The following is a 21,288-nucleotide window of genomic DNA, read 5'->3' as shown; positions in this document are numbered from 1 at the left end:
ATTCCAGCATGAATGCCGTAGCAACGCAGCAGGGCCCCATCGGTTGGACGATCGCGCAATGGCTGTCGGCCTATGACGACGACGGGGTGACCCCGGATACGTTGTTGCCGTCCCTGTTGCCCGCGCCGGACGCCGCCGCCGACAACGCGTGGATCTCGCGGGTCAGCGCGCCGGTGCTGGCGCGCCAGCTCGACGACCTGCGCCTGCTGCTGGCCGCCGCCGGCGGCGACCGCGCCCGCCTGCCGCTGTACGGCGTGCCGTTCGCCATCAAGGACAACATCGACGCGGCCGGCTGGCCGACCACGGCGGCCTGCCCCGAGTTCGCCTACACGCCGGACGAAGACGCCACCGTCGTGCGGCGCCTGCGCGCGGCCGGCGCCATCCTGATCGGCAAGACCAACCTCGACCAGTTCGCCACGGGCCTGGTCGGCACCCGCTCGCCGCATGGCGCGGTGGCCAACAGCTTCAACCCCGAATACATCAGTGGCGGCTCCAGTTCCGGTTCCGCCTCGGTGGTGGCGCGCGGGCTGGTGGCGTTTTCGCTGGGCACCGACACCGCGGGCTCGGGCCGCGTGCCGGCGGGCTTCAACAATATCGTCGGCTTGAAGCCGACCAAGGGCTGGCTCAGCACCGCCGGCGTGGTGCCGGCCTGCCGCACGCAGGACTGCGTGTCGATCTTCGCGCTGACGGTGGACGATGCCGAACGCGTGGCCGGCATCGCCGGGGGCTATGACGAGCGCGATCCGTATTCGCGCGCGCAGCCGGCCGGCGCCGCCGCGCCCTGGCCCGCCACGCCGCGGCTGGCCGTGCCGGATCGCCTGGAGTTCTTCGGCGACGCGCAGGCCGGCGCCGCGTTCGAGGCGGCGGTGCAGGCGCTCAAGGCCGCGGGCGCGGTGATCGAGCCGATTGATTTCTCGCCTTTCGCCGAGCTGGCGGCGCTGCTGTATCAAGGCCCCTGGGTGGCCGAGCGTTTCGCCGCCGTCGAGTCGCTGTGGCGCGACAAGCCCGAGGCCATCCATCCGGTGGTGCGCGGCATCGTCGAGGGCGCGGCCCACTACGACGCGCTCGACGCCTTCAAGGCCGAATACCGCCGCGCCGAACTGACGCGCCGCATCCACCAGTCGCTGCAAGGCTTCGACGCGCTGGTGGTGCCGACCTCGCCGTCGATCTACACCATCGCGCAGTTGCAGGCCGACCCGGTGCGGCTCAATTCGCAACTGGGCATCTACACCAACTTCGCCAACCTGGCCGACCTGTCGGCGCTGGCGCTGCCGGCCGGCATGCGCGGCGACGGCCTGCCGGCCGGCATCACGCTGATCGGCATGGCGTGGCAGGACCGCGCGCTGGCGCGCTTCGGCCGCCAATGGCAGGCGCAGCGCGGGCTGCCGCTGGGCGCCACGGGCCAGCCGCTGCCGCCGATGGGGCCGCCCGCCGCCGACCCGGAATTGCTGCGCGTGGCCGTGGTGGGCGCGCACCTGACCGGCATGCCCTTGAACCATCAACTGACCTCGCGCCGCGCGGTGCTGGTCGAAAAGACCCGCACCGCCGCCGACTACCGGCTCTATGCGCTGGCCAACACCACGCCGCCCAAGCCGGGGTTGGTGAAGTCCGACAGCGGCGCGCCGATCGAGGTGGAGCTGTGGGACATCCCGCTGGCGGCGTTCGGCGCCTTCGTGGCCGAGATCCCCGCGCCGCTGGGCATCGGCACGCTGACGCTGCATGACGGCCGCCAGGTCAAGGGCTTCATCTGCGAGCCGCGCGGCCTGGATGGCGCGCGCGACATCACCGCCTTCGGCGGCTGGCGCGCCTACCTCGCCAGCCTGAACGCCACCCCCCGCTAATGCCAATCGCCCCTGGGAGCCGAACCGTGTTCGATACCGTCCTCATCGCCAACCGTGGCGAAATCGCCGTCCGCGCCATCCGTACCCTGAAACGCCTGGGCATCCGCAGTGTTGCCGTGTATTCCGATCCCGACCGCAACGCGGCCCATGTGCGCGAGGCCGACGTGGCCGTGGCCCTGGGCGGCGAGAAGGCCGTCGACAGCTATCTGCGCACCGACCTGCTGCTGGCGGCCGCGCGCGAGCACGGCGCACAGGCCATCTACCCCGGCTACGGCTTCCTGTCGGAGAGCGCCGAGTTCGCGGAAGCCTGCGAGGCCGCGGGCATTGCCTTCGTCGGCCCCACGCCGCTGCAGATCCGCGAGTTCGGCCTGAAGCACCGCTCGCGTGAACTGGCGGCCGAAGCCGGCGTGCCGATGACCCCCGGCACGGGCCTGCTGGCCAGCCTGGGCGAGGCGCTGACGCAGGCCGAGCGCATCGGCTATCCGGTGATGCTCAAGAGCACGGCGGGCGGCGGCGGCATCGGCCTGTCGCGTTGCGACAACGAGGCCGAACTGACGGTGGCGTTCGACAGCGTGCAGCGCATGGGCGAGCACTTCTTCCGCGACGGCGGCGCCTTCATCGAGCGTTACGTGGACAACGCCCGCCACGTCGAGGTGCAGATCTTCGGCGACGGCGCCGGCCGCGTGCTGGCGCTGGGCGAACGCGATTGCTCGGTGCAGCGGCGCAACCAGAAGGTGATCGAGGAAACTCCCGCCCCGCACCTGCCGGCCGCGACCCGCGCGGCGCTGCTGGCGGCGGCGGTCAAGCTGGGCGAGTCGGTGGCCTATCGCTCGGCCGGCACGGTTGAATTCATCTACGATCCGGCGCGCGACAGCTTCTATTTCCTGGAGGTCAACACCCGCCTGCAGGTGGAGCACCCGGTGACCGAGGCGGTGACCGGGCTGGACCTGATCGAATGCATGCTGCGCGTGGCGGCGGGCGAGCCGCTCGACCTGGCCGCGATGTCGCGCGCGCCGCAAGGCGCGTCGATCGAGGTGCGGCTGTACGCCGAAGACCCGCTGCGCCAGTTCCAGCCGTCGCCCGGCGTGCTGACGGAGGTGCATTTTCCTGAAGGCGTGCGGCTGGACGGCTGGGTCGCGACGGGCACCGAGGTGCCGCCGTTCTACGACCCGATGCTGGCCAAGCTGATCGTGCACGCCGACACCCGCGAGGCCGCGCTCGACAAGCTGGCCGACGCGCTGGCGCACACCCGCCTGCACGGCATCGCCACCAACCTGGACTACCTGCGCCAGATCGTGGCCGACGCGCGCTTCCGCGCCGGCCAGTTGTCGACGCGCTTCCTCGAAGGCTTCACTTACCGGCCCGCGGCCATCGAGGTGCTGGAAGCCGGCACCTACACCAGCGTGCAGGATTATCCGGGCCGCACCGGCTATTGGGACATCGGCGTGCCGCCGTCGGGGCCGATGGACGACTACGCTTTCCGCCTGGCCAACCGCATCGTCGGCAACGCGCCCGACGCCGCCGGCATCGAGGCCACGCTGGTCGGGCCGACGCTGCGCTTTCATGGCGATGCCATCGTCGCGCTCACCGGCGCCGAATGCGCCGCCACGCTCGATGGCGCGCCGGTGCCGATGTGGCAGCCGGTCACGGTGCGCGCGGGCCAGGTGCTGGCCACGGGCCGCGCGCTGTCCGGCTGCCGCACGTACCTCGCGGTGCGCAACGGGCTGGACGTGCCGGTCTACCTGGGCAGCCGCTCGACCTTCGCGCTGGGCCAGTTCGGCGGCCACGCCGGCCGCACGCTGCGGGTCGGCGACATGCTGCCGCTGGTGCGTCCCGAGCTGCCGGCCGCGAACGCCCAGGCGCCCGTGAGCGCGCCGCAGGCCGCGCCGGCCGAACTGATCCCCGCCTATGGCAACACCTGGGAGATCGGCGTGCTGTACGGCCCGCATGGCGCGCCGGACTTCTTCCGCCCCGAGGCCATCGAGGCCTTCTTCGCCGCCGATTGGGAGGTGCATTACAACTCCAACCGCCTCGGCGTGCGGCTGACCGGCCCCAAGCCCACCTGGGCGCGCGAGAACGGCGGCGAGGCCGGCCTGCATCCGTCCAACATCCATGACTGCGAATACGCCATCGGCAGCATCAACTTCACCGGCGACAGCCCGGTGATCCTGACGCGCGACGGTCCCAGCCTGGGCGGTTTCGTCTGCCCCGTGACGATCGCGCGCGCCGAATTGTGGAAGGTGGGGCAGGTCAAGCCGGGCGACCGCATCCGCTTCGTGCGCATCGACTACGCCGAGGCGGTGGCGCGCGAGGCCGCGCAGGACCGCAGCGTGGAGCAGTTGCGCGCCGTGGCGCCGCAGGCCACCACGCCCTCGGCGCCGCCCGTCACGGCCTCGGAGACCATCATCGCGGCGCTGCCGGCGACGGGTAGCCGGCCGTCGGTGTCGTACCGCCAGGCGGGCGACGGCTACCTGCTGCTGGAGTATGGCGACAACGTGCTCGACCTGGCGCTGCGCATGCGCATCCACCTGCTGATGGAGGCGCTGGCGGCGCGGCCGATCGATGGCGTGCGCGAGCTGTCGCCGGGCGTGCGCTCGCTGCAGATCCGCTACGACAGCCGCGTAATCCTGCAACAGGCGCTGATCGCGCGGCTGCTGGAGATCGAAACACAGCTGGCCGACGTGGCGACGCTGAAGGTGCCGACCCGCGTGGTCTACCTGCCGATGGCGTTCGAGGATTCGGCCACGCTGGGCGCGGTGCAGCGCTACCAGGAAACCGTGCGCGCCAGCGCGCCGTGGCTGCCGAACAATGTCGACTTCATCCAGCGCATCAACGGCCTGGCCAGCCGCGAGGACGTGCGCCGCATCGTGTTCGACGCCAGCTACCTCATCATGGGCCTGGGCGACGTCTATCTGGGCGCGCCGTGCGCGGTGCCGATCGATCCGCGCCATCGGCTGCTGACGTCCAAGTACAACCCGGCGCGCACCTTCACGGCCGAGGGCACGGTGGGCATCGGCGGCGTCTACATGTGCATCTACGGCATGGATTCGCCCGGCGGCTATCAACTGGTGGGCCGCACGCTACCGATCTGGAACAAGTTCCTGAAGAACCCGGTGTTCCAGGACGGCAAGCCGTGGCTGCTGCGCTTTTTCGACCAGGTGCGTTTCTATCCGGTGAGCGAGGCCGAACTCGATACGCTGCGCGAGGACTTCCGCGAGGGCCGCGCCACGGTGCGGATCGAGGAGGAGGTGTTCGACTTCGCCGCGCACCAGCGCTTCCTGGCCGAGCAGGCCGACAGCATCGGCGCATTCCAGGCGCGCCAGAAGACGGCGTTCGACGCCGAGGTGGCGCTGTGGAAGCACGAGGACGTGGCGGTGGCGCCGGCCGAGGCCGCGCCCGAGACGCAGACCCCGCTGCGCGAAGGCGAACGGCTGGTCAGCGCCGACATGTGCGGCAACGTCTGGAAGATTCCGGTCCAGGTGGGCCAGAGCGTGGCGGCGGGCGACACGCTGGTGGTGGTGGAAGCCATGAAGATGGAACTGTCGGTGATCGCGCCGGTGTCGGGCACGGTCACGGCGATCCGCTGCGTGCCGGGCAAGCCGGTGAATGCCGGCGACGCGCTGCTGGTGCTGGCCGAGGACGCGACGTGCCCCGTGACCTGAGCGGCATGCGCGACCCCGTCAGCATCAGCCCGGCGCTGCGGCAGGCGCCGGTGCTGGCCGGGTCGCTGGCGGACCAGGTCTACCAGCGCATCAAGGACGAGCTGTTCGACTTCCGCCTGCTGCCGGGCGATCGCTTCACCGAGGCGGAGCTGGCGTTGCGGTTGGGGGTGAGCCGCACGCCGGTGCGGCTGGGGCTGGCGCGGCTGGAGCGCGAGGGCTTCGTGCTGCCGAGTCCGCGCAGCGGCTGGCAGGTGCGGCCGTTCGATTTCGAGCGCTTCGAGGCGCTGTACGACGTGCGCGTGGTGCTGGAGCTGGCGGCGGTCGAACGGCTGTGCGCGCGCGAGCACATGGACGAGAGCGGCCTGCTGGGGGCGTTGACGGATGTGTGGCTGGTGCCGCCGGCGCAGCGGATCCTGGATGGGCGGATGGTGGCGGAGCTGGACGAGGCCTTTCACTGCTCACTGGTGGCGGCTGCCGGGAATGCGGAGATGGCGCTGATCCACCGGGAGGTGACGGAGAAGATCCGGATCGTGCGGCGGCTGGATTTCACCAAGGAGTTCCGGGTGGATGCGACGTATGAGGAGCATGGGGCGATTTTGCGCGCGGTGCTGGCTCGGCGGGGGGAGGCGGCGGGGAGGATGTTGCGGGGGCATATTGAGATGAGCAAGGCTGAGGTTCGGAAGATCACGCTGCATATGTTGCACGTGGCTAGAGGGGGTTCTTAAGGCGCGGCGGGCTGCGGCGGCCGGGTGGGTGCGGGGCTACGATTGCGGTCCGGAGCCTTCGCTCCGGACTGCCCCGTCGTCATCTTCGTCCGCCTGCGGCTCCCTCTCAAGAAACTCCACTTAAGTCATTGATACCTCGTTGGTTTCTCCTGAGGCGGTTAACGGCACCAAGCTGTAGCCCATGGTCTCTGCACGTTTTGTCAGGTGATGCAGGACGCGTTGGCGGTGGCGTTCTTCGTAGTACAGCTCACCTTGGTCGACGTATTCGGACCCTTTGGTCAGTAGGGTGTAAATCAGTCGAGCCAGTTTGTGCGCGGCTGCGGTGATGGCGCGCCGCTTGTCCAGGCGAGCGCACAGCCTTCGGTAGTAGGCGCCTAAAGCGGACTGGCTGTGACGTAGCGCCATTGCCGCCAGACGCAGGGCCTGTGCGGCGCGGTTGGGTGAGCGTTTGGTGGCGCCGTTCAGAACCTTGCCTCCGGAGATGCGTGTGCCCGGGCACAAGCCTAACCACGAAGCGAAGTGCTTGGCCGAAGGGAAGCGGTTCATGTCCGGACCGACCTCGGCCAGGACGGTAAAGGCAGTCATCTCGTCGATGCCGTTGATGCGGGTCAGGTCCACGCCGCACATGGCAAATAGATGCGTGCGCAGATCGAAGGCCATGGCCTTTTTGGGCCAGCGGCGCTGCGACTTGCCCGGATCGCCGTCATGGCGGTGCAGTTTGTGCAGTTCGGCTTGGATGTGCTGATCGCAATCGTTGAGCAGTTGTTGATAGGTGTCGTACAGGGCCAGCGCTTGCCGCAACGCGAACAAGTGCTCGTGACGCCAGTTGCCTTGCAGCGCGGCAGCGATATCGTCCTCGCTGGCCTTGACCTGGCGCTTCTTCAGGCGGGCCAGTGCATGCGGGTCGCGCTCGCCACCGACGATGGCGCGGATGATGGCCTGACCGGTGACCCCGACCACGTCCGACAGCACTTGCGTGAGCTGAATGTTCATCTGGGCAAGTGCCTTCTGCATGTGCTGCACGTGGCGCACCTGCGAAGCAAGCAGCATCTCGCGCTGGCGCGAGAACTCGCGCAAGACGCAAATCTCGTCAGAGGGACGGAAGGCGCCGGCCAACAGGCCATAGCTCATGAGCTGTTGCAGCCACTGGCAGTCCAGGACATCGGACTTGCGGCCCGAGACGTTCTTCACGTGACGGGCGTTGACCAGGTAAACGGTGAAACCCTGGCTATCGAGCAGCTCATAAAGCGGGATCCAGTAAACGCCGGTGGACTCCATGGCCACGGCGGTAACGCCGCAGTCCTTGAGCCATTGCGCTAGGCGATACAAATCGGCCGTAAAGCTCTTGAACTCGCGGACAGGTTGGTCGTCGCGGTCAATGAGGCACGGCGACGAAGTGGCTGGCCGACCCGATGTCGATGCCCGCGGCATCGGGATGGGCCAGGCTTAGGGTTGCATCGGACTTGCGAGGTGACATGGCTTGCTCCATCATCGCTAACGGAATGCCGCCAGGCATGGGTACGTCGTTGTACTCACTCTCTCAAACGGGATGCACGCGCTAAGCATGTGCTCACCAATGTCGGTGACGTCACCCGGGGCCATGCTTCAGTACGGGCGTGGGCAAACACGCACCATTGGAAGGTCGGTCTTTACCTGAGCGGCATTCCACCTTGCCACAGGTGCAGCCACGAAGACAGTTTCTTCGTCACGGGCGTCGTGAATGACGACTATTGGGCTTCAGATTCCCTTGGGCGCATCTACACGCCCCGCACCCACCCGGCCGCCGCAGCCCGCCGCTCGTGCGTCTCCATGCGGCGGGTGGTGGGGAGAGCGGTTTGCTTGGTGTTCTGCTCAGCGTCGTTTAAGGGGCGGAGGAGTTTGCGGGGCCCGCCAAAAACGGCTGCGCGGGCAGCCGTTTTTGGCATACATCGGGTGGGGCGTCGGGGGTGTGGTCGCTGCGCGAAGTGGCGGCGATGGGGGGCGCGCTTTGCGGCGCGCTTGTGGGAGGGCAGCTGATTCTCGAACGAGGGTGTCTGACCAGGGGCTTTGTGAAACCCGCGGGCAGATCGGCGCTCGCCGGGCGCGCCAGCGCCCGGCTCAGCCTTGCAGTTGTTTGTAGACTTCTTCGGAGACGCGTTGGAGTTCGTCGCGGCTGACGGCGCCGGAGAGGGCGTAGCCGAATTGGCCTTCGACCCAGTAGAAGACGCGGACGGGGCCTTCCTGGGTGAATTGGAAGGCGGTCTGGCCGCCGGCGGCTTCGCGGGTGACGTAGAGGGTCAGGCGTTGGCCGTCGGGGGCGCCGTACATGAAGAGGGCGACGGGGCCGCTGCCGCCGGGCAGCAGGCGGCCGCCGACGAGGTCGTAGCCGGCGTGGGTCAGGGAGGGGGCGCGCACGGGGGCGCCGAGGCGCTTGGTGAGCCAGGTGACCAGGGCCTTTTCGTTGTCGCCGCTGACCTCGACGGGGCGGCCCATGTCGGGGGCGTAGACGGCGTGGGCGATGGCGGCGCGCTGGGCGTAGCCGCCGGCGGCGCGGTCGGGCGTGGCGGTGGCCAATACGGTTTGCAGGTGGCGGGCGTCCAGGGCGCCGCGCGCCAGCCAGGCGCTGCTGGCGCTGATGGCGGCGATGGCGATGCCGGCCGCCAGGGCGCGCCACGGCAGGCGGCGCGCGGGGGGCGAGAGCGGCAGGCGCAGGGGCAGGGGTTCGTCCAGCACCGGGTCCAGCAACGCATGCAGGGCACGGCGCTGGGCCTGCCAGGCGTGCACGCGGGCCAGGTCCTGCGGGTGGGCGGCGAGGAAGGCGTCGACCTCGGCGTGGCGGCCGGGCGGCAACTGGCCGTCGGCGTAGGCGTGCAGGTCGGCTTCGGTGATCGGGTTGCCGGCGGTCGGGACGGCGTGGAGGCGTTTGTCGTTCATGTCATTTCACGCGATGGAGCCGGCTGGCGGGTTCCTGGCCTTGCATCAGGGCGCCCAGCCGTTCGCGGGCGCGCGACAGGCGCGACATGACCGTGCCCGGCGGCACGCCCAGCACCTGCGCGGTTTCCTGGTATGACAGGTCTTCCACGCACACCAGCAGCAATACTTCGCGCTGCTCGGCCGGCAGGCCTTGCAGGCAGCGGTCCAGGTCGCGCACCTCCAGGTGGTCGGTCTGCGTGGCGCGCACCGGCAGGTCGGGCAGGTCGCCCGCGCGGGCCTCCTCGGCCTGCCGGTGGCTGGCGCGCACGCCGTCGATGAAATGGTTATGCATGATGCCGAACATCCACGCCCTCAGTTCGCCGCGGCGCTTCCAGCGCGAGTAGCGGCTCCAGGCGCGTTCGAGCGTGTCCTGCACCAGGTCATCGGCCCGGTGCGGGTCGCCCGTCAGCCCGCGCGCGTAGCGCCGCAGGCTGGGGATGCAGGCCAGGATCGCGGCTTCGTCGTCGGCGCGCATGTCGGGCGTGGATGGGCGGCGAAAGCGCGGTCAGGGTTTGGCGGCGTGCCAGACGTCCTTGAAGTTGTCGCCGGTCTTGTCGCCCGGCTTGGCGTCCTTGGCGTACAGGTAGACCGGCTTGCCCTTGTAGGCCCACTGCTTGGAGCCGTCGTCGCGGGTGATGATGCTCAGGTCGCCCGAGGCCTTGGCGTCGGCGGCGGCGGTGACCGGGGGCCAGATCTTGGCGCACTGGTCGTTGCAGGCGCTCTTGCCGACGGCGTCCTTGTCGAAGGTGTAGAGGGTCATGCCGGCGCTGTTGACCAGGACGCCGTCCTGGGCCTTGACGGCCTGGGCGTGGGCGCCGGCCGAGAACAGGGCGGCGGAGGAGAGAACCAGGGCTGCGGCGATTTGAGTACGCATGTCGTGCCTCGTAGATGGGAAGGTGGGGGGACTGCCCTCTACAGACGCCGGACGGAACCGGAATATTCCGCCACCGGACAAAAAAATGGGGAGGGCCGGGGATGACGATCCAACCGAGCCTCGCGCGGGCCCTTCGCGGCGGCCGCCGTCAGGCGTGGCCGCCGGCGGGCGGGGCGGGTTCGTAGCGCATTTCTATTTCCAGGGCGGTTTCCTCCACGGGAATGAAGCCCAGCGACTCGTAGAGCCGGCGGGCGGGGTTGCCCTTCAGGACGGACAGGGTGACCGGGGCGCCTTCGTCGTCCGCCTGCCGCAGCAGGCCCGCCAGCAGGCGCCGGCCCAGCCCCTGGCCCTGGAAGGCCGGGTCGATCTGGATCTGCACGACGCGCCAGCCGGCCGGATCGCGGAAGGTCTTGAACAGGCCGGCCGGGCGGCCGTGCAGCCAGACGATCTGGGCGTCGTCGAAGTGGTAGCGGATGCGCGCCAGGTGATGCGCGTCGTCCTGCGGCGCGCCGGCGCGCGCCAGGTGTTCGGTCATGGTCGCCTTGCGCAGCGACAGCAGGAATGGCAGGTCGTCTTCGGTGGCGGCTTGCAGCGCCAGGGAATGGGGGCTCATGGTGCGGCTTCAGGGTTGCTTGGAGGGGCCACGCTTGGCGCTTTTGCCGGCCTGGTGGATAAGGTTATAGAGCTGTTGCGCCGCCGGCGCCAGGGGGCGGCCCCGGCGCGAGATCAGGCCCAGGCTGCGGGTGACGCGCGGATGTTCGAGCTTGACGCCCGCCAGGGTGGCGTGGCCGGCCGGGGGCATCGCCAACTGCGGCACCGCCGCCACGCCCAGGCCCGCCTCGACCAGCCCCAGCAGCGTCATGACGTGGCTGACCTCGAAGGCGCTGACGGTGCGCTTGCCGCTCTTGGCCAGCGCGTCGTCGATCAGCAGGCGGTTGCCGCTTTCCTTGGCCACGGTCATGAAGCGTTCCTGCGACAGTTCTTCCCACGACACGCTGCGGCGCGCGGCCAGCGGATGGTCGCGCCGCACCGCCAGCACGAAGTCCTCGCGCAGCACCGCCTTGAAATCCACGTCCGGCTCCTGGGTGCCGAAAAAACTGATGCCGAAGTCGGCGCGGCCGGTCACCACGCTGTTGAGCACGGTGTGGGCGGTCTCGTCGATGATGCGGACCCGTATCCGAGGAAAGCGCTGGGCGTAGTCATGGATGATGGCGGGCAGGAAGTAATAGGCCACCGACGGCACGCAGGCCACGGTCACCAGCCCGCCGCGCTGCGCCGCCAGGTCGCCGATGCTGAGCACCGCGCGTTCCAGTTCGTCGATGGCGCCGCGCGCCCGTTCCAGGAAGATGCGGCCGAAGTGCGTCAGCGCCACGCGGCGCGTGGTGCGTTCCAGCAGGCGCGCGCCCAGCAGGTCCTCCAGCTTGTCGATGCGGCGGCTGAGCGCGGGCTGCGACAGGTTCAGGTCTTCGGCGGCGGCGCGGAAACTGGCGCGCTCGGCCACGGCCACGAAAGCCTGCAATTCCTGTAAATCGAAATTGATGCGTGCCATGCATTAATCCATCCGTAAGTTGCAATTCAAATAATAGCCGCCTCGTCGCAGAATGCACGGCATGGAAACGATCATCCCTTGCGTACTGATGCGTGGCGGCACCTCCCGCGGTCCCTTTTTTCTTGGCGACTGGCTGCCGGCCGATCCCGCCGACCGCGACCGGCTGCTGTTGCAGGCCATGGGTTCGCCCCATGCGCTGCAGGTCGACGGCCTGGGCGGCGGCAACTCGCTGACCAGCAAGGTCGCGATCGTGTCGCGCTCGACCCGGCCCGACTGCGACATCGACTATCTGTTCGCGCAGGTCTCGGTGGACCGCGCCAGCGTCGACACCCGTCCCAACTGCGGCAACATGCTGTCTGGCGCCGCGCCCTTCGCCATCGACGAGGGCCTGATCGCCGCCGCCGATGGCGAAACCTCGGTGCGGGTGCACAACGTCAACACGGGCGCCGTGATCGAGGCCGTGGTGCAGACGCCGGGCGGCCGCCTGACCTATGAAGGCGAGGCGCGCATCGACGGCGTGCCGGGCGCCGCCGCGCCCGTGCGCCTGAATTTCCTCGACGCCTGGGGGGCGGTCACCGGCCGCCTGTTCCCGACCGGACAGCGCCAGGAGAAGGTGGACGGCGTGGCCGCCACGCTGATCGACGCCGCCATGCCGATGGTGTTGCTGCGCGCCGCCGACTTCGGCCTGCGTGGCGACGAATCGCCCGCCGAGCTGGACGCTAACACCGCGCTGCTGACGCGCCTGGAACGCATCCGTCGCGAAGCCGGCGCCCGCATGGGCCTGGGCGACGTGTCGGACAGCGTCATCCCCAAGCCGGTGCTGCTGGCGCCGGGCAGCGATGCCGCCGTCCTGTCGCTGCGCTCGCGCTACTTCACGCCGCATGCCTGCCATCGCGCCCACGCCGCCACCGGCGCGGTGGGCGTGGCGGCCGCCTTCCTCATGCCTGGCACGGTGGCGCATGATTGCGGCGGCCCGGCGCCACGGCCGGGCTACCGCGGCGTGCGCATCGAACACCCGTCGGGCGGCATGGACATCGACGTGAAGCTCGATGACGCCAGCGGCGAGGTACAGGCCGCCGGCCTGGTGCGCACCGCGCGCAAGATCATGAAGGGCCTGCTGTACGTGCCGGGGCGCTACGGCGCGGCGCGGCAGGAGCAGGACGCCCGCGCCCGGCTGGCCTCGCGCCAGCCGGTGGCGGCATAAAAAAGACTCGAGACGCAGCGGTCCGCAGAGACCGCCAACAGAACCATCAGGAGACATGACATGGTTTTCCCCACTCGCGGCACGCTGGGTGCCGCCGCGCTCTGCCTGGCCCTGGCCAGCCCGGCCGTCCACGCCGAATTCCCCGAACGCGCCATCACCATGGTGGTGCCCACCGCCGCCGGCGGCGGCAATGACACCCTGGCCCGCGTGATCGGGCAGAAGATGGGCGAACTGCTGGGCCAGACCGTCATCGTGGTCAACAAGCCCGGCGCGCAGGGCGCCATCGCCGCCGATTACGTGGCGCGCCAGCCGGCCGACGGCTACACCCTGATGCTGGGCTACATCGGCACGCACGGCATCAACCCCGCGCTGCAGAAGCTCAACTACGACCCGGTGCGCGACTTCACCGCCATCGGCATGGTGGCCGACTCGCCCACGCTCATGGTGGTATCCAGCAGCATCGGCGTGCAGGACGTGCCGGGCTTGCTCAAGTATGGCCAGGCCCACCCCGACGGCCTGAGCTACGCCTCGGCCGGCCCGGGCACGGCGCCGGCGGTGGCGGGCGAGCTGTTCAACCGCGCCACCGGCGCGGCCATGCTGGAGATTCCCTACAAGGGCTCGGCCCCCGCCATGACGGACACGCTGGCCGGCGTTACCCAGGTGATGTTTCCCAGCCTGTTCAGCGCCTATCCGCACCTGAAGTCGGGCAAGATCCGCGCGCTGGGCGTGGCCGGCACGCGCCGCGCCAAGGTGCTGCCCGACATGCCGACGCTGGCCGAGCTTGGCGTGCCGGGCGTGGACGTGGCGCAGTGGTACGCCGTGTTCGCGCCCGCCAACGCCGATCCGCAGGTGGTCGCCAAGTTGAACACCGCGCTCAATGGCGCGCTCAACGATCCGGCCGTGGCAGCCAAGATCGACGACCAGGGCGCCGAGGTGCGCACCAGCACACCGGCCGAGCTGGCGGCGTTCGTGCGCGAAGAAGCCGTCAAGTGGAAGAAGCTGGCGTCGACGATTCACGCGGCGCTGTAAATAGCGCCAAGGGCGTGGCGTCGAAGTGGCGCAGGTTCGGAAACACCAGCCGCAGGTCGTCCGGGCTGGCGCCGAACCAGCCGCCCAGCGCCGCGCCCAGCTGCTCCACCGCCAGCGTCGGCAGCAGGCGGCCGTTGTCCACGAACCCGGGTCCGTCCGGCGCGATTTCCGGATGGGTGCCGTGGTAGCGCCCGCCGTTGACGGCGCCGCCCAGCACCAAATGATGCGCGCCCCAGCCGTGGTCCGAGCCGTTGCCGTTCGATCCCAGCGTCCGGCCGAATTCCGAAGCGGTGAAGGTGGTGACCTGGCGCGCCACGCCCAGGCCCGCCAGCGCCGTCTGGAAGGCGGCCAGCGACTGGCCCAGCTCCTTGAGCAAGGCGGGGTGGGTATCGTTCAGGCCGGTGTGGTTGTCGTAGCCGTTCTGCGACACGAAGAACACCTGGCGCCGCGCCCCGAGGGTCTGGCGCGCCGCGATGATGCGGGCCACGATTTTCAACTGCTGCGCCAGCGGCGAGGCGAAATCGCCCGGCACGGCCACGCCAGACAATGCCGTCCGCAGCCGCGTGTCGGCGTCGATCGACTGCGCCGCGATGCGCGACATTTCCCGTTCCATCAGGTGCTCGCGCGGTTGCGTGATCAGCCGGCGCAACAGCGCGGTGCAGGCGCTGGAGCCATACATGTCGCGCGTCAGCAGTTCGATGCGGGTCGAGCCGTTCACGCCGACCCGGTAACCCGCGACGTGGCGGCCCGCCAGCAGCACGGTGCTGCCGCCGGCGGTGATGCCGGTGAAGCTGCGCTGCGCGTTGACGTCGGCGTACAGGTCCGTCAGCCGCCCGGCCCAGCCGGAGGAAGCGCCTTCCGGCGCCAGCGCCTGCCAGTACGACTGCTGGTCATTGTGCGAGAACAGCTTGGGCGGCAGCGGCACGCGCGCGCCGATATAGTCCGCCTTGCTGGTGGGCACCACCAGCGGGCCGACGTTCAGCACCGCCGCCATCTCGCCGCGCTCGAACAGCGGCGCCAGCGGCGCCAGCGATGGGGCCAGCGCGAACTGCGCGCCGCCGGCGGCGGGCGTTGCGCCGCGCAGCGCCGTGGCCTGCAGCGCCTCGCGCGGCAAGGCGATGTCGGTGCGCGCCGCCGCGTAGGCGCGATAAGCGCCAGGGTCGAACGGCACCAGCGTGTTGAACGGATCGTTGCCGCCGTACAGGAACACGCACACCAGCGCCTTGTAGTCTCCCGGCGGCGCCGACTGCGCGGCCGCCGCGCCCAGCGCCGCCAGGTTCAGCGCCAGCGGCGCCGCCGCGTGCGTGGCGCCCAGGGCGCAGGCGCGCAGCAGGAACTCGCGGCGATCGGCTTTCATTTCTGCACCAGGTATTCGGGGCTGGCCGCCACCAGCGTGATGGCGGCGCGCACGCGGTCGCGCGGCCGCTCGCGCGGCAAGGTGTCGACCGCCTGCGCGATGGCCTGCGCCGTGGCCGCGCTGAAAGCGTCGCCCGCCAGCAGCAGCACGATGCGCGCCACCAGCGCGTCGGCGTCGGCGGCCAGCGCGATCTCGGCGGTGTACGGCGTCTGCAGGTCTTCCCAGCCGCGATCGACGTAGATGGCCACGAAGTTCAGGTAGCCGGCGATGCTGGTTTCATCGGTGATCTGCAGTTCCGGCGCCACCAGGCCGCGCCGCGCCAGCTCGGTGACGGGCGGCGTATAGCGCGGCCGGAAGAAGTTGAACACGCTGGCCGAGCGCATCGGGCTCTGCGCCAGCCGGATGGTGTTGTCGGTGGTGTCGGGCATGGCCCAGGCGCCGTTGGTGGAGGTGGCGCCGAACGCCCGCGCCCAGCCGGAAAAGCGCAGGATGGGTTCGCGCACCTTGCCCCAGCCGGGCGACGAAAGATCGGGGTGGCGCGCCTCGTCGTCCAGCAGGATGGCGCGCACCACCGCCTTGAGGTTGCCGCGCGCGCCGTGGCCGTCGTCGTCGAACACGGCCGCCACGCGCCCGACATAGGCCGGACTCGGATTGCTGGTGACCAGCCGCTGGATCAGCTGCGTGCCGATGAACGGCCCTACGTTGGGATGCGCGCTGATCACTTCCATCGCGCGCTTGAGCGACAGATGGCCGTCGGTGCCGGGTGGAATCACCGCGCCCAGGAAGCGCTTTTCCGCCAGCGAATGCAGCGCCGGGTTGAGCGCCATCGGCCTGCGGTGGAACTGCACGTCGGTCTCCGGCCCGTCCAGGTCCCAGCCGGTGAAGACCTTGGCCAGGCCTTGCACGTCGGCATTGTCGTAGGTCTCCACGGGGGCGCCGTTCACCAGCCGCGGCGTGCCGTCGCGGTTCAGTTCGACCAGGCCGATGCTGAACAGCTGCATCACCTCGCGCGCATAGTTCTCGTCGGGGTGGCGGCCGGTGCGCGGGTCTTCCTTGCGGTTGCCGCGATAGGTCAGCATGCAGCCCATCGACAGGTTGCGGGTGACGGCGGTGAGCAGGTCCCGGTAGTTGCCGAAGGCATGCTCGGCCAGCAGGTCCATGAAGCCGGCGGCGCCGAACAGCGGCCAGTTGGCGGTGATCGACGCCACCCCGACCACGAAGATCTCCGACAGCGCGAACGCCACCCGGGTGCGCACTTGATCTTCCGCGCTGATGAACTTGCGCCACAGCGTCGATTCCAGCGGCGCGTTGATGCCGTTGCCCTTGTAGGCCTCGGTGTCCTTGCCTTGCTGCAGCAGCCAGTCGAAATGGCTTTGCGAGGGCGCCAGCGCCAGCTGCGCGTCGAGCCATCCGGCGTAGCCGTCGCGCACCACCGCGTCGATCAGCGCCGGCGTCGGGCCGAAGGTGGCCTGCGCCAAAAAGCGCGAGGCCTGGCCGGGCGTGGGCGGGTGGGTTTCAGCGGAAGCGGGCGGCGCCGCTCCGGACGGCGACGCGGACATGCAGGCAGCCCCGGGGTCGAATGCGAAAGCCTACGGTAGCGAAGCGCCAGGGGGGCTTCAAGACCGCCATTCGGACGAGGGACTAATCCTTTTGCACGAGGCGCGCGCGAGCGGCGCGCCGGCCCGCGCGGGGCCGGTCAGGCCACGCGGATTACACCGAACGGGTGATGCCGCCGTCGATGCGGATGTTCTGCCCGGTGATGTACGAGGAAGCGTCGGAGGCCAGGAAGGCGATCAGGTCGGCCACTTCCTCGGCGGTGCCGTAGCGGCCCATCGGGATGCGCGCGCGCCGGTCTTCCTTTTCCGGCAGGCTGTCAATGAAGCCGGGCAGCACATTGTTCATGCGCACGTTGTGTTCGGCGTATTCGTCCGCGAACACCTTGGTGAATGCGGCCAGGCCGGCGCGGAACACGCCGGACGTGGGGAAAAGCGCCTCCGGCTCGAAGGTGGCGTAGGTCGAGATGTTGACGATGGCGCCGGTTTTCTGCTGCTTCATGACCGGCGCCACCAGGCGCGCGATGCGCACCACGTTGAGCAGGTAGAACTCCATGCCCAGGTGCCAGTCGTCGTCGCTGATTTCCAGCAGCGGGCCCTTGGGGCCGTGGCCGGCGCTGTTGACCACGGCGTCGACGCGGCCCCACTTCTGCAGGGTCGCGTCAACCAGCCGCGCCAGGTCCTCGGGCGAGCGGTTCGAACCGGTCACGCCCAGGCCGCCGAGTTCGGCGGCCAGCGCCTCGCCCTTGCCGGACGAGGACAGGATCGCCACGCGGTAGCCGTCGGCCGCCAGTTTGCGCGCCGCCGCCGCGCCCATGCCGCTGCCGCCGGCGGTGATGATTGCCACTTTATCCGTGCTCATGCGTCGTTCCCCAGGGTGTCGGAAAACGGCCATTGTAGGGGCGGGCGCGGCGGCCCCGCGAAGATCCCGCGAGGCCGGCAGGGGCGATCAGTCGACCAGCTTGAGCACGCCCTTCATCAGCGCGAAGTGGCCGGGGAACGAGCAGAAGTAGGCGTAGTCCTGGCCGGCGGCCAGCTTGCTGACGTCGAAGGTGACCGAATCGGTCTCGCCGCCGCCGATCACCTTGGTGTGGGCGATGACGCGGGCGTCGTCCTTCTTGACGTAGTTGTTGTCCAGGCCGGCGGCCATGCCGTCGTTGACGGCGCCCTGCATGTCGGCCTGCTTGGTCAGCACCCAGTTGTGGCCCATGACGTTCTTGGCCAGCGTGCCCGGGTGCTTGAGGTTCACGGTGAACTGCTTGCAGCTCTTGCTGACCGTGATTTCCTTCTTGTCGAACTGCATCTGGTCGTTGCCGGCGATATCGACCGAGCATTCGGCCGCCAGCACGGGGGCCGAGGCCAGGGCCAGGATGGTCGCGGCGCAGAGATTCTTCAACAGCATGTTCATGCCTCCAGGGATCGAGGGAAGTGGATCCGCGCGCTTCGCGGGACGCGAGCCGCGCGGCCGTTGCGCTATTCTCGCCCCAGTCTACTCCTCGTGGCGCGGGCGGGCCCGCAAGGGGTTTGACGCAACGCAAGCGGGCGTTACCGAATTGCGTGGCATGGACTCGCTTGCGCCGTTTTTCCGCGTTTTCCCGCGATGCCGCGGTTCAGCGGGCGGCGTCCGCGGCGCTGACGCGCCAGATCGCATTGCCGACATCATCGGCCACCAGCAGCGCGCCCTGGCGGTCCAGCGCCACGCCCACGGGCCGGCCGCGCGCCTGGCCCGCGTCGTCCAGGAATCCCGTCAGCACGTCTTGCGCCTGGCCGTCCGCGCGCGTGCCGGTGAACGGCACGAAGATGACCTTGTAGCCGCTGCGCGGGTCGCGGTTCCAGGAGCCGTGCTGGCCCACGAACATGCCGTGGATGAACGGCGCCGGCAACCTGGCGCCGCCGGACCAGGCCAGCCCCAGCGAGGCGGTGTGCGGCCCCAGCGCGTAGTCGGGCACGATCGCCTGCGCCACCAGGTCGGGGCGCGGCGGCTTGACCCGGGTGTCGACGTGCTGGCCGAAGTAGCTGTACGGCCAGCCATAGAAGCCGCCGTCGCGCACCGAGGTCATGTAGTCGGGCACCAGGTCGCTGCCCAGTTCGTCGCGTTCGTTCACGGCAGTCCACAGCGTCTTGCCGTCCGGCCCCCAGGCCATGCCCACCGGATTGCGCAGGCCGCTGGCGTAGAGCCGTTTAGCGCCGCTGGCGACGTCGATTTCCCAGATGGCGGCGCGGCCCTCCTCTTCCGCCATGCCGTTCTCCGCCACGTTGCTGTTCGAGCCGACCGTCGCATACAGCTTGGCGCCGTCCGCGCTGGCGATGAGGTTCTTGGTCCAGTGATGGTTGCGGCCCGAGGGCAGGTCGGTCACCTTGACGCCGGGCGCGTCGATGCGGGTCTGGCCGGTCTGGTACGGAAACCGCAGCACCGCATCGGCATTGGCGATATACAGCTGGTCGCCGACGAGCGCCATGCCGAAGGGCGAATTCAAGCCTTCCAGGAACACGCTGCGCGTCTGCGCCGCGCCATCGGGCGTCAGGCCGCGCAGCAGGGTGATGCGGTTGGCGCTGGGCGTGCGCGCGCCGGCGCGCTTCATGACGATGCCGGCGGCCCAGTCCTTGATGCCGCCGGAGGCCTCTGGCGGCTTGGGCGGCGCATTGGTCTCGGCCACCAGCACGTCGCCGTTGGGCAGCACGTACAGCCAGCGCGGGTGGTCCAGGCCGCGCGCGTAGGCGGTGACCGCCAGGCCGCTGGCCGGGGTCGGCAGGCCGGTCTCGCTCCAGCCTACCGCCTTGGCCGTGTTGACGGTGGGAATGAGGGTGGTATTGGGCGCGGGCAGTTCGGGCCGCGGCCCCATGCCAGCCTCGACCGGCAGGCGCGCGACTTCGCCGCAGGCGGCCACCAGGCTGGCGACTGCGACGAGCGCCGGCAACAGATATCGAATTCGCATGGCGCGGCTCCCGGCGCGGATTGGCAGGCTTCCATCATACGACGGCGCGGCGCGGACTTTCGCGCCGCGCCGTCCGCGCATCCGTCCCGGAGCAGGCGCCGGCGCCGTGGTGGCGGGTCAGCGCATGTCGAACGCTTCCTGGTGCCAGCGGACGTCGCCGCGTCCCAGCCGGCGCAGGCCCTTGCGCAGCGCGGTCGCCAGCCCGGCGGGCCCGCAGTACCAGACATTGGCGACACGGCCGGCGGCCACTTCGCCCTGCGCCAGCGCGGCGGCATCCAGTCGCTGGCCGGCGGCGGCGCTGTGCACCTGGAGCGTGACGTTGTCCAGCGCGGCGCAGCGTTGCCGCAGCACCTCAACGAACGGGTCGGCCTGGCCATCGCGCACGCAGTAGTGCAGCCAGACGGGCGGCATGCGGCCGGGCTCCTCGCGGGCCGCCTCCAGCCACGCCAGGAAGGGCGTGACGCCGATGCCGCCCGCCACCCACACCTGCGGGCCGGCGGCGGGGCGCGCGAAGCGGCCGTAAGGGCCTTCCACCGTGACGGGCGCGCCTTCGCGCAACGTCGCGGCCAGCCGGCTGGTGTAATCGCCCAGCGCCTTGATCTCGAACGTCACGTCGCGGCGCCCGGGGTGCGGCGCGCTGGCGATGGTGAACGGATGCGCGCCCTCGCGCCGGTCGAAGGTGACGAAGGCGAACTGGCCAGCGGCGTGGCCGGGCCAGCGCGCATCGAGTTCACAGGTGACTTCGAGAATGCCCCCCGGGCGTTGCGCCAGCGCCGTCACGCGGCCGGCGGCGCGCCGGCCCTGGCCGATGCGGCCGGCCAGCGACAGCACGGCGGCCCAGGCGCCGCCGGCCATCAACGGCAGCAGCAGCACGCCGGTCGGCCCGGTCCAGTAATAGGCCGGCGCCAACGCCAGGGTATGGAACACCAGTATCAGGTAGGCCAGCGGCATGGCGCGGTGGATGATGCGCCAGGCATGGTACGGAAAGCGGCGCCACAGCGTGATGACCAACATGGCCAGCAGCGCGTAGATCGTCCATTCGCCCAGGTCCTTGGCCAATCCGCGCGAATCCGCCAGCATGGCCAGCACCGCGTCGCGCGCCGGCCGGCCCTCGGCGCCGACCAGCGCCTTCAGCGGCGTGCTGGCCAGCTTGACCAGCCAATGCGCGGCGCCGGCGCCGATGGCCAGGATGCCGGCCCATTTGTGCAGCCGGTAGACTTTGTCCATGCCGCCCAGCGGCCCCTCCAACCAGGCTGGACGCAAGGCCAGCAGCATGATCAGCGACATCAGGCCGATGGACCAGACACCTGTCAGGTACAGCGCCTGCTGGCGCAGCACCCAGGGCCAGGCGGCCGAGGCCGCCGGTTGCAGCAGGAGGGCGTCGACGGCCCAGGCGCCGGTCAGCGCGAGCAGGAACAGTCCCAGGGCGGTACGGGTTTTCATGGCATTTGCCTCAGTCCTTGATGCGGCTGCGCAGCACCGCGCCGGTCTGCGCATCGACGCGCAGCTTCACGCGCTGGCCTTGCGGGTTGTCGGCCTTGACGTCGTAGCCGCGGTGATGCTCCAGTTCGATCTCGGTGATGTTGCGATAGCCGGCGGCGGTCAG

At 70.0% G+C, this 21,288-nt stretch carries 17 protein-coding genes and 1 pseudogene; 5 read left to right on the top strand and 13 right to left on the bottom strand.

From position 1 onward, the window contains the following. The first annotated feature begins 8 nt into the window (after positions 1 to 8). The 3 genes from atzF to AruCF_RS20380 are packed head-to-tail and all read left to right on the top strand — an operon-like array spanning position 9 to position 6,228. Positions 9 to 1,841 carry an allophanate hydrolase gene (gene atzF / locus AruCF_RS20390; RefSeq protein WP_049075703.1) on the top strand — a complete coding sequence of 611 codons (1,833 nt, stop codon included), beginning with the start codon at positions 9 to 11 and terminating at the stop codon, positions 1,839 to 1,841. A 26-nt stretch (positions 1,842 to 1,867) separates the two neighbouring features. Then, positions 1,868 to 5,503, top strand: a complete 3,636-nt coding sequence (gene uca / locus AruCF_RS20385; protein ID WP_049075702.1) for an urea carboxylase — start codon at positions 1,868 to 1,870, stop codon at positions 5,501 to 5,503. 5 nt (positions 5,504 to 5,508) lie between these two features. Further along, positions 5,509 to 6,228 carry a GntR family transcriptional regulator gene (locus AruCF_RS20380; RefSeq protein WP_049075701.1) on the top strand — a complete coding sequence of 240 codons (720 nt, stop codon included), beginning with the start codon at positions 5,509 to 5,511 and terminating at the stop codon, positions 6,226 to 6,228. 120 nt (positions 6,229 to 6,348) lie between these two features. Here AruCF_RS20380 and AruCF_RS20375 read toward each other — a convergent pair. The 6 genes and pseudogenes from AruCF_RS20375 to AruCF_RS20350 form a co-directional block, all read right to left on the bottom strand. After that, positions 6,349 to 7,705, bottom strand: a pseudogene (locus AruCF_RS20375) (IS110 family RNA-guided transposase). Between the two features lie 620 nt (positions 7,706 to 8,325). Next, positions 8,326 to 9,141: an anti-sigma factor family protein gene (locus AruCF_RS20370; RefSeq protein WP_049075699.1), complete on the bottom strand. Its 816-nt coding sequence runs from the start codon at positions 9,139 to 9,141 to the stop codon at positions 8,326 to 8,328. 1 nt (position 9,142) lies between these two features. Then, positions 9,143 to 9,655: an RNA polymerase sigma factor gene (locus AruCF_RS20365; protein WP_049075697.1), complete on the bottom strand. Its 513-nt coding sequence runs from the start codon at positions 9,653 to 9,655 to the stop codon at positions 9,143 to 9,145. Between the two features lie 30 nt (positions 9,656 to 9,685). Beyond that, entirely contained in the window at positions 9,686 to 10,054 is a 369-nt protein-coding gene (locus AruCF_RS20360; RefSeq protein WP_049075695.1) for a COG4315 family predicted lipoprotein, read from the bottom strand. Positions 10,055 to 10,202: 148 nt separating this feature from the next. After that, complete coding sequence (locus AruCF_RS20355; protein ID WP_049075693.1) at positions 10,203 to 10,667, bottom strand: GNAT family N-acetyltransferase; 465 nt, start codon at positions 10,665 to 10,667, stop codon at positions 10,203 to 10,205. 9 nt (positions 10,668 to 10,676) lie between these two features. Beyond that, positions 10,677 to 11,603: a LysR family transcriptional regulator gene (locus AruCF_RS20350; protein ID WP_083036837.1), complete on the bottom strand. Its 927-nt coding sequence runs from the start codon at positions 11,601 to 11,603 to the stop codon at positions 10,677 to 10,679. 61 nt (positions 11,604 to 11,664) lie between these two features. Between AruCF_RS20350 and AruCF_RS20345 the strand changes: the two genes are divergently transcribed. Continuing rightward, the gene (locus tag AruCF_RS20345; RefSeq protein ID WP_049078037.1) at positions 11,665 to 12,807 is read left to right on the top strand and encodes a 4-oxalomesaconate tautomerase; all 1,143 of its coding nucleotides are present in this window, start codon (positions 11,665 to 11,667) and stop codon (positions 12,805 to 12,807) included. A gap of 60 nt (positions 12,808 to 12,867) precedes the next feature. Then, positions 12,868 to 13,836: a tripartite tricarboxylate transporter substrate binding protein gene (locus tag AruCF_RS20340; RefSeq protein ID WP_049075690.1), complete on the top strand. Its 969-nt coding sequence runs from the start codon at positions 12,868 to 12,870 to the stop codon at positions 13,834 to 13,836. Here AruCF_RS20340 and AruCF_RS20335 read toward each other — a convergent pair. The 7 genes from AruCF_RS20335 to AruCF_RS29990 form a co-directional block, all read right to left on the bottom strand. Next, positions 13,793 to 15,193, bottom strand: a complete 1,401-nt coding sequence (locus AruCF_RS20335; protein ID WP_083036835.1) for a DUF1501 domain-containing protein — start codon at positions 15,191 to 15,193, stop codon at positions 13,793 to 13,795. The two genes, AruCF_RS20340 and AruCF_RS20335, sit on opposite strands and share 44 nt — an antisense overlap. Beyond that, positions 15,190 to 16,752: a DUF1800 domain-containing protein gene (locus AruCF_RS20330; protein ID WP_049075687.1), complete on the bottom strand. Its 1,563-nt coding sequence runs from the start codon at positions 16,750 to 16,752 to the stop codon at positions 15,190 to 15,192. Before AruCF_RS20330 ends, AruCF_RS20335 begins: the two co-directional genes overlap by 4 nt. Positions 16,753 to 16,903: 151 nt before the next feature. Next, positions 16,904 to 17,608, bottom strand: coding sequence for an SDR family oxidoreductase (locus tag AruCF_RS20325; protein ID WP_049075685.1), 705 nt, complete (start codon positions 17,606 to 17,608; stop codon positions 16,904 to 16,906). 87 nt (positions 17,609 to 17,695) lie between these two features. Next, positions 17,696 to 18,148: an azurin gene (azu, locus tag AruCF_RS20320; RefSeq protein WP_049078035.1), complete on the bottom strand. Its 453-nt coding sequence runs from the start codon at positions 18,146 to 18,148 to the stop codon at positions 17,696 to 17,698. Between the two features lie 208 nt (positions 18,149 to 18,356). Next, complete coding sequence (locus tag AruCF_RS20315; protein ID WP_049075683.1) at positions 18,357 to 19,682, bottom strand: PQQ-dependent sugar dehydrogenase; 1,326 nt, start codon at positions 19,680 to 19,682, stop codon at positions 18,357 to 18,359. Between the two features lie 117 nt (positions 19,683 to 19,799). After that, on the bottom strand, positions 19,800 to 21,125 hold the full coding sequence (locus AruCF_RS20310; RefSeq protein ID WP_049075681.1) for a ferredoxin reductase family protein: 1,326 nt from the start codon (positions 21,123 to 21,125) through the stop codon (positions 19,800 to 19,802). Positions 21,126 to 21,135: 10 nt separating this feature from the next. Further along, on the bottom strand, positions 21,136 to 21,249 hold the full coding sequence (locus AruCF_RS29990) for a hypothetical protein (protein WP_254431208.1): 114 nt from the start codon (positions 21,247 to 21,249) through the stop codon (positions 21,136 to 21,138). Positions 21,250 to 21,288 lie beyond the last annotated feature (39 nt).

The organism is Achromobacter ruhlandii, from assembly GCF_002082135.1.
GTDB lineage: Bacteria > Pseudomonadota > Gammaproteobacteria > Burkholderiales > Burkholderiaceae_B > Achromobacter > Achromobacter ruhlandii.
This window is presented reverse-complemented; position numbering and strand designations above follow the sequence as displayed.

What these genes read in the sequence shown, in the direction of transcription:
- atzF (WP_049075703.1), top strand. Translation starts at nt 9, where the DNA reads ATGAATGCCGTAGCAACGCAGCAGGGCCCCATCGGTTGGACGATCGCG.
- AruCF_RS20380 (WP_049075701.1), top strand. Translation starts at nt 5,509, where the DNA reads ATGCGCGACCCCGTCAGCATCAGCCCGGCGCTGCGGCAGGCGCCGGTG.
- AruCF_RS20370 (WP_049075699.1), bottom strand. Translation starts at nt 9,141, where the DNA reads ATGAACGACAAACGCCTCCACGCCGTCCCGACCGCCGGCAACCCGATC.
- AruCF_RS20365 (WP_049075697.1), bottom strand. Translation starts at nt 9,655, where the DNA reads ATGCGCGCCGACGACGAAGCCGCGATCCTGGCCTGCATCCCCAGCCTG.
- AruCF_RS20360 (WP_049075695.1), bottom strand. Translation starts at nt 10,054, where the DNA reads ATGCGTACTCAAATCGCCGCAGCCCTGGTTCTCTCCTCCGCCGCCCTG.
- AruCF_RS20355 (WP_049075693.1), bottom strand. Translation starts at nt 10,667, where the DNA reads ATGAGCCCCCATTCCCTGGCGCTGCAAGCCGCCACCGAAGACGACCTG.
- AruCF_RS20350 (WP_083036837.1), bottom strand. Translation starts at nt 11,603, where the DNA reads ATGGCACGCATCAATTTCGATTTACAGGAATTGCAGGCTTTCGTGGCC.
- AruCF_RS20345 (WP_049078037.1), top strand. Translation starts at nt 11,665, where the DNA reads ATGGAAACGATCATCCCTTGCGTACTGATGCGTGGCGGCACCTCCCGC.
- AruCF_RS20340 (WP_049075690.1), top strand. Translation starts at nt 12,868, where the DNA reads ATGGTTTTCCCCACTCGCGGCACGCTGGGTGCCGCCGCGCTCTGCCTG.
- AruCF_RS20335 (WP_083036835.1), bottom strand. Translation starts at nt 15,193, where the DNA reads ATGAAAGCCGATCGCCGCGAGTTCCTGCTGCGCGCCTGCGCCCTGGGC.
- AruCF_RS20330 (WP_049075687.1), bottom strand. Translation starts at nt 16,752, where the DNA reads ATGTCCGCGTCGCCGTCCGGAGCGGCGCCGCCCGCTTCCGCTGAAACC.
- AruCF_RS20325 (WP_049075685.1), bottom strand. Translation starts at nt 17,608, where the DNA reads ATGAGCACGGATAAAGTGGCAATCATCACCGCCGGCGGCAGCGGCATG.
- azu (WP_049078035.1), bottom strand. Translation starts at nt 18,148, where the DNA reads ATGCTGTTGAAGAATCTCTGCGCCGCGACCATCCTGGCCCTGGCCTCG.
- AruCF_RS20315 (WP_049075683.1), bottom strand. Translation starts at nt 19,682, where the DNA reads ATGCGAATTCGATATCTGTTGCCGGCGCTCGTCGCAGTCGCCAGCCTG.
- AruCF_RS20310 (WP_049075681.1), bottom strand. Translation starts at nt 21,125, where the DNA reads ATGAAAACCCGTACCGCCCTGGGACTGTTCCTGCTCGCGCTGACCGGC.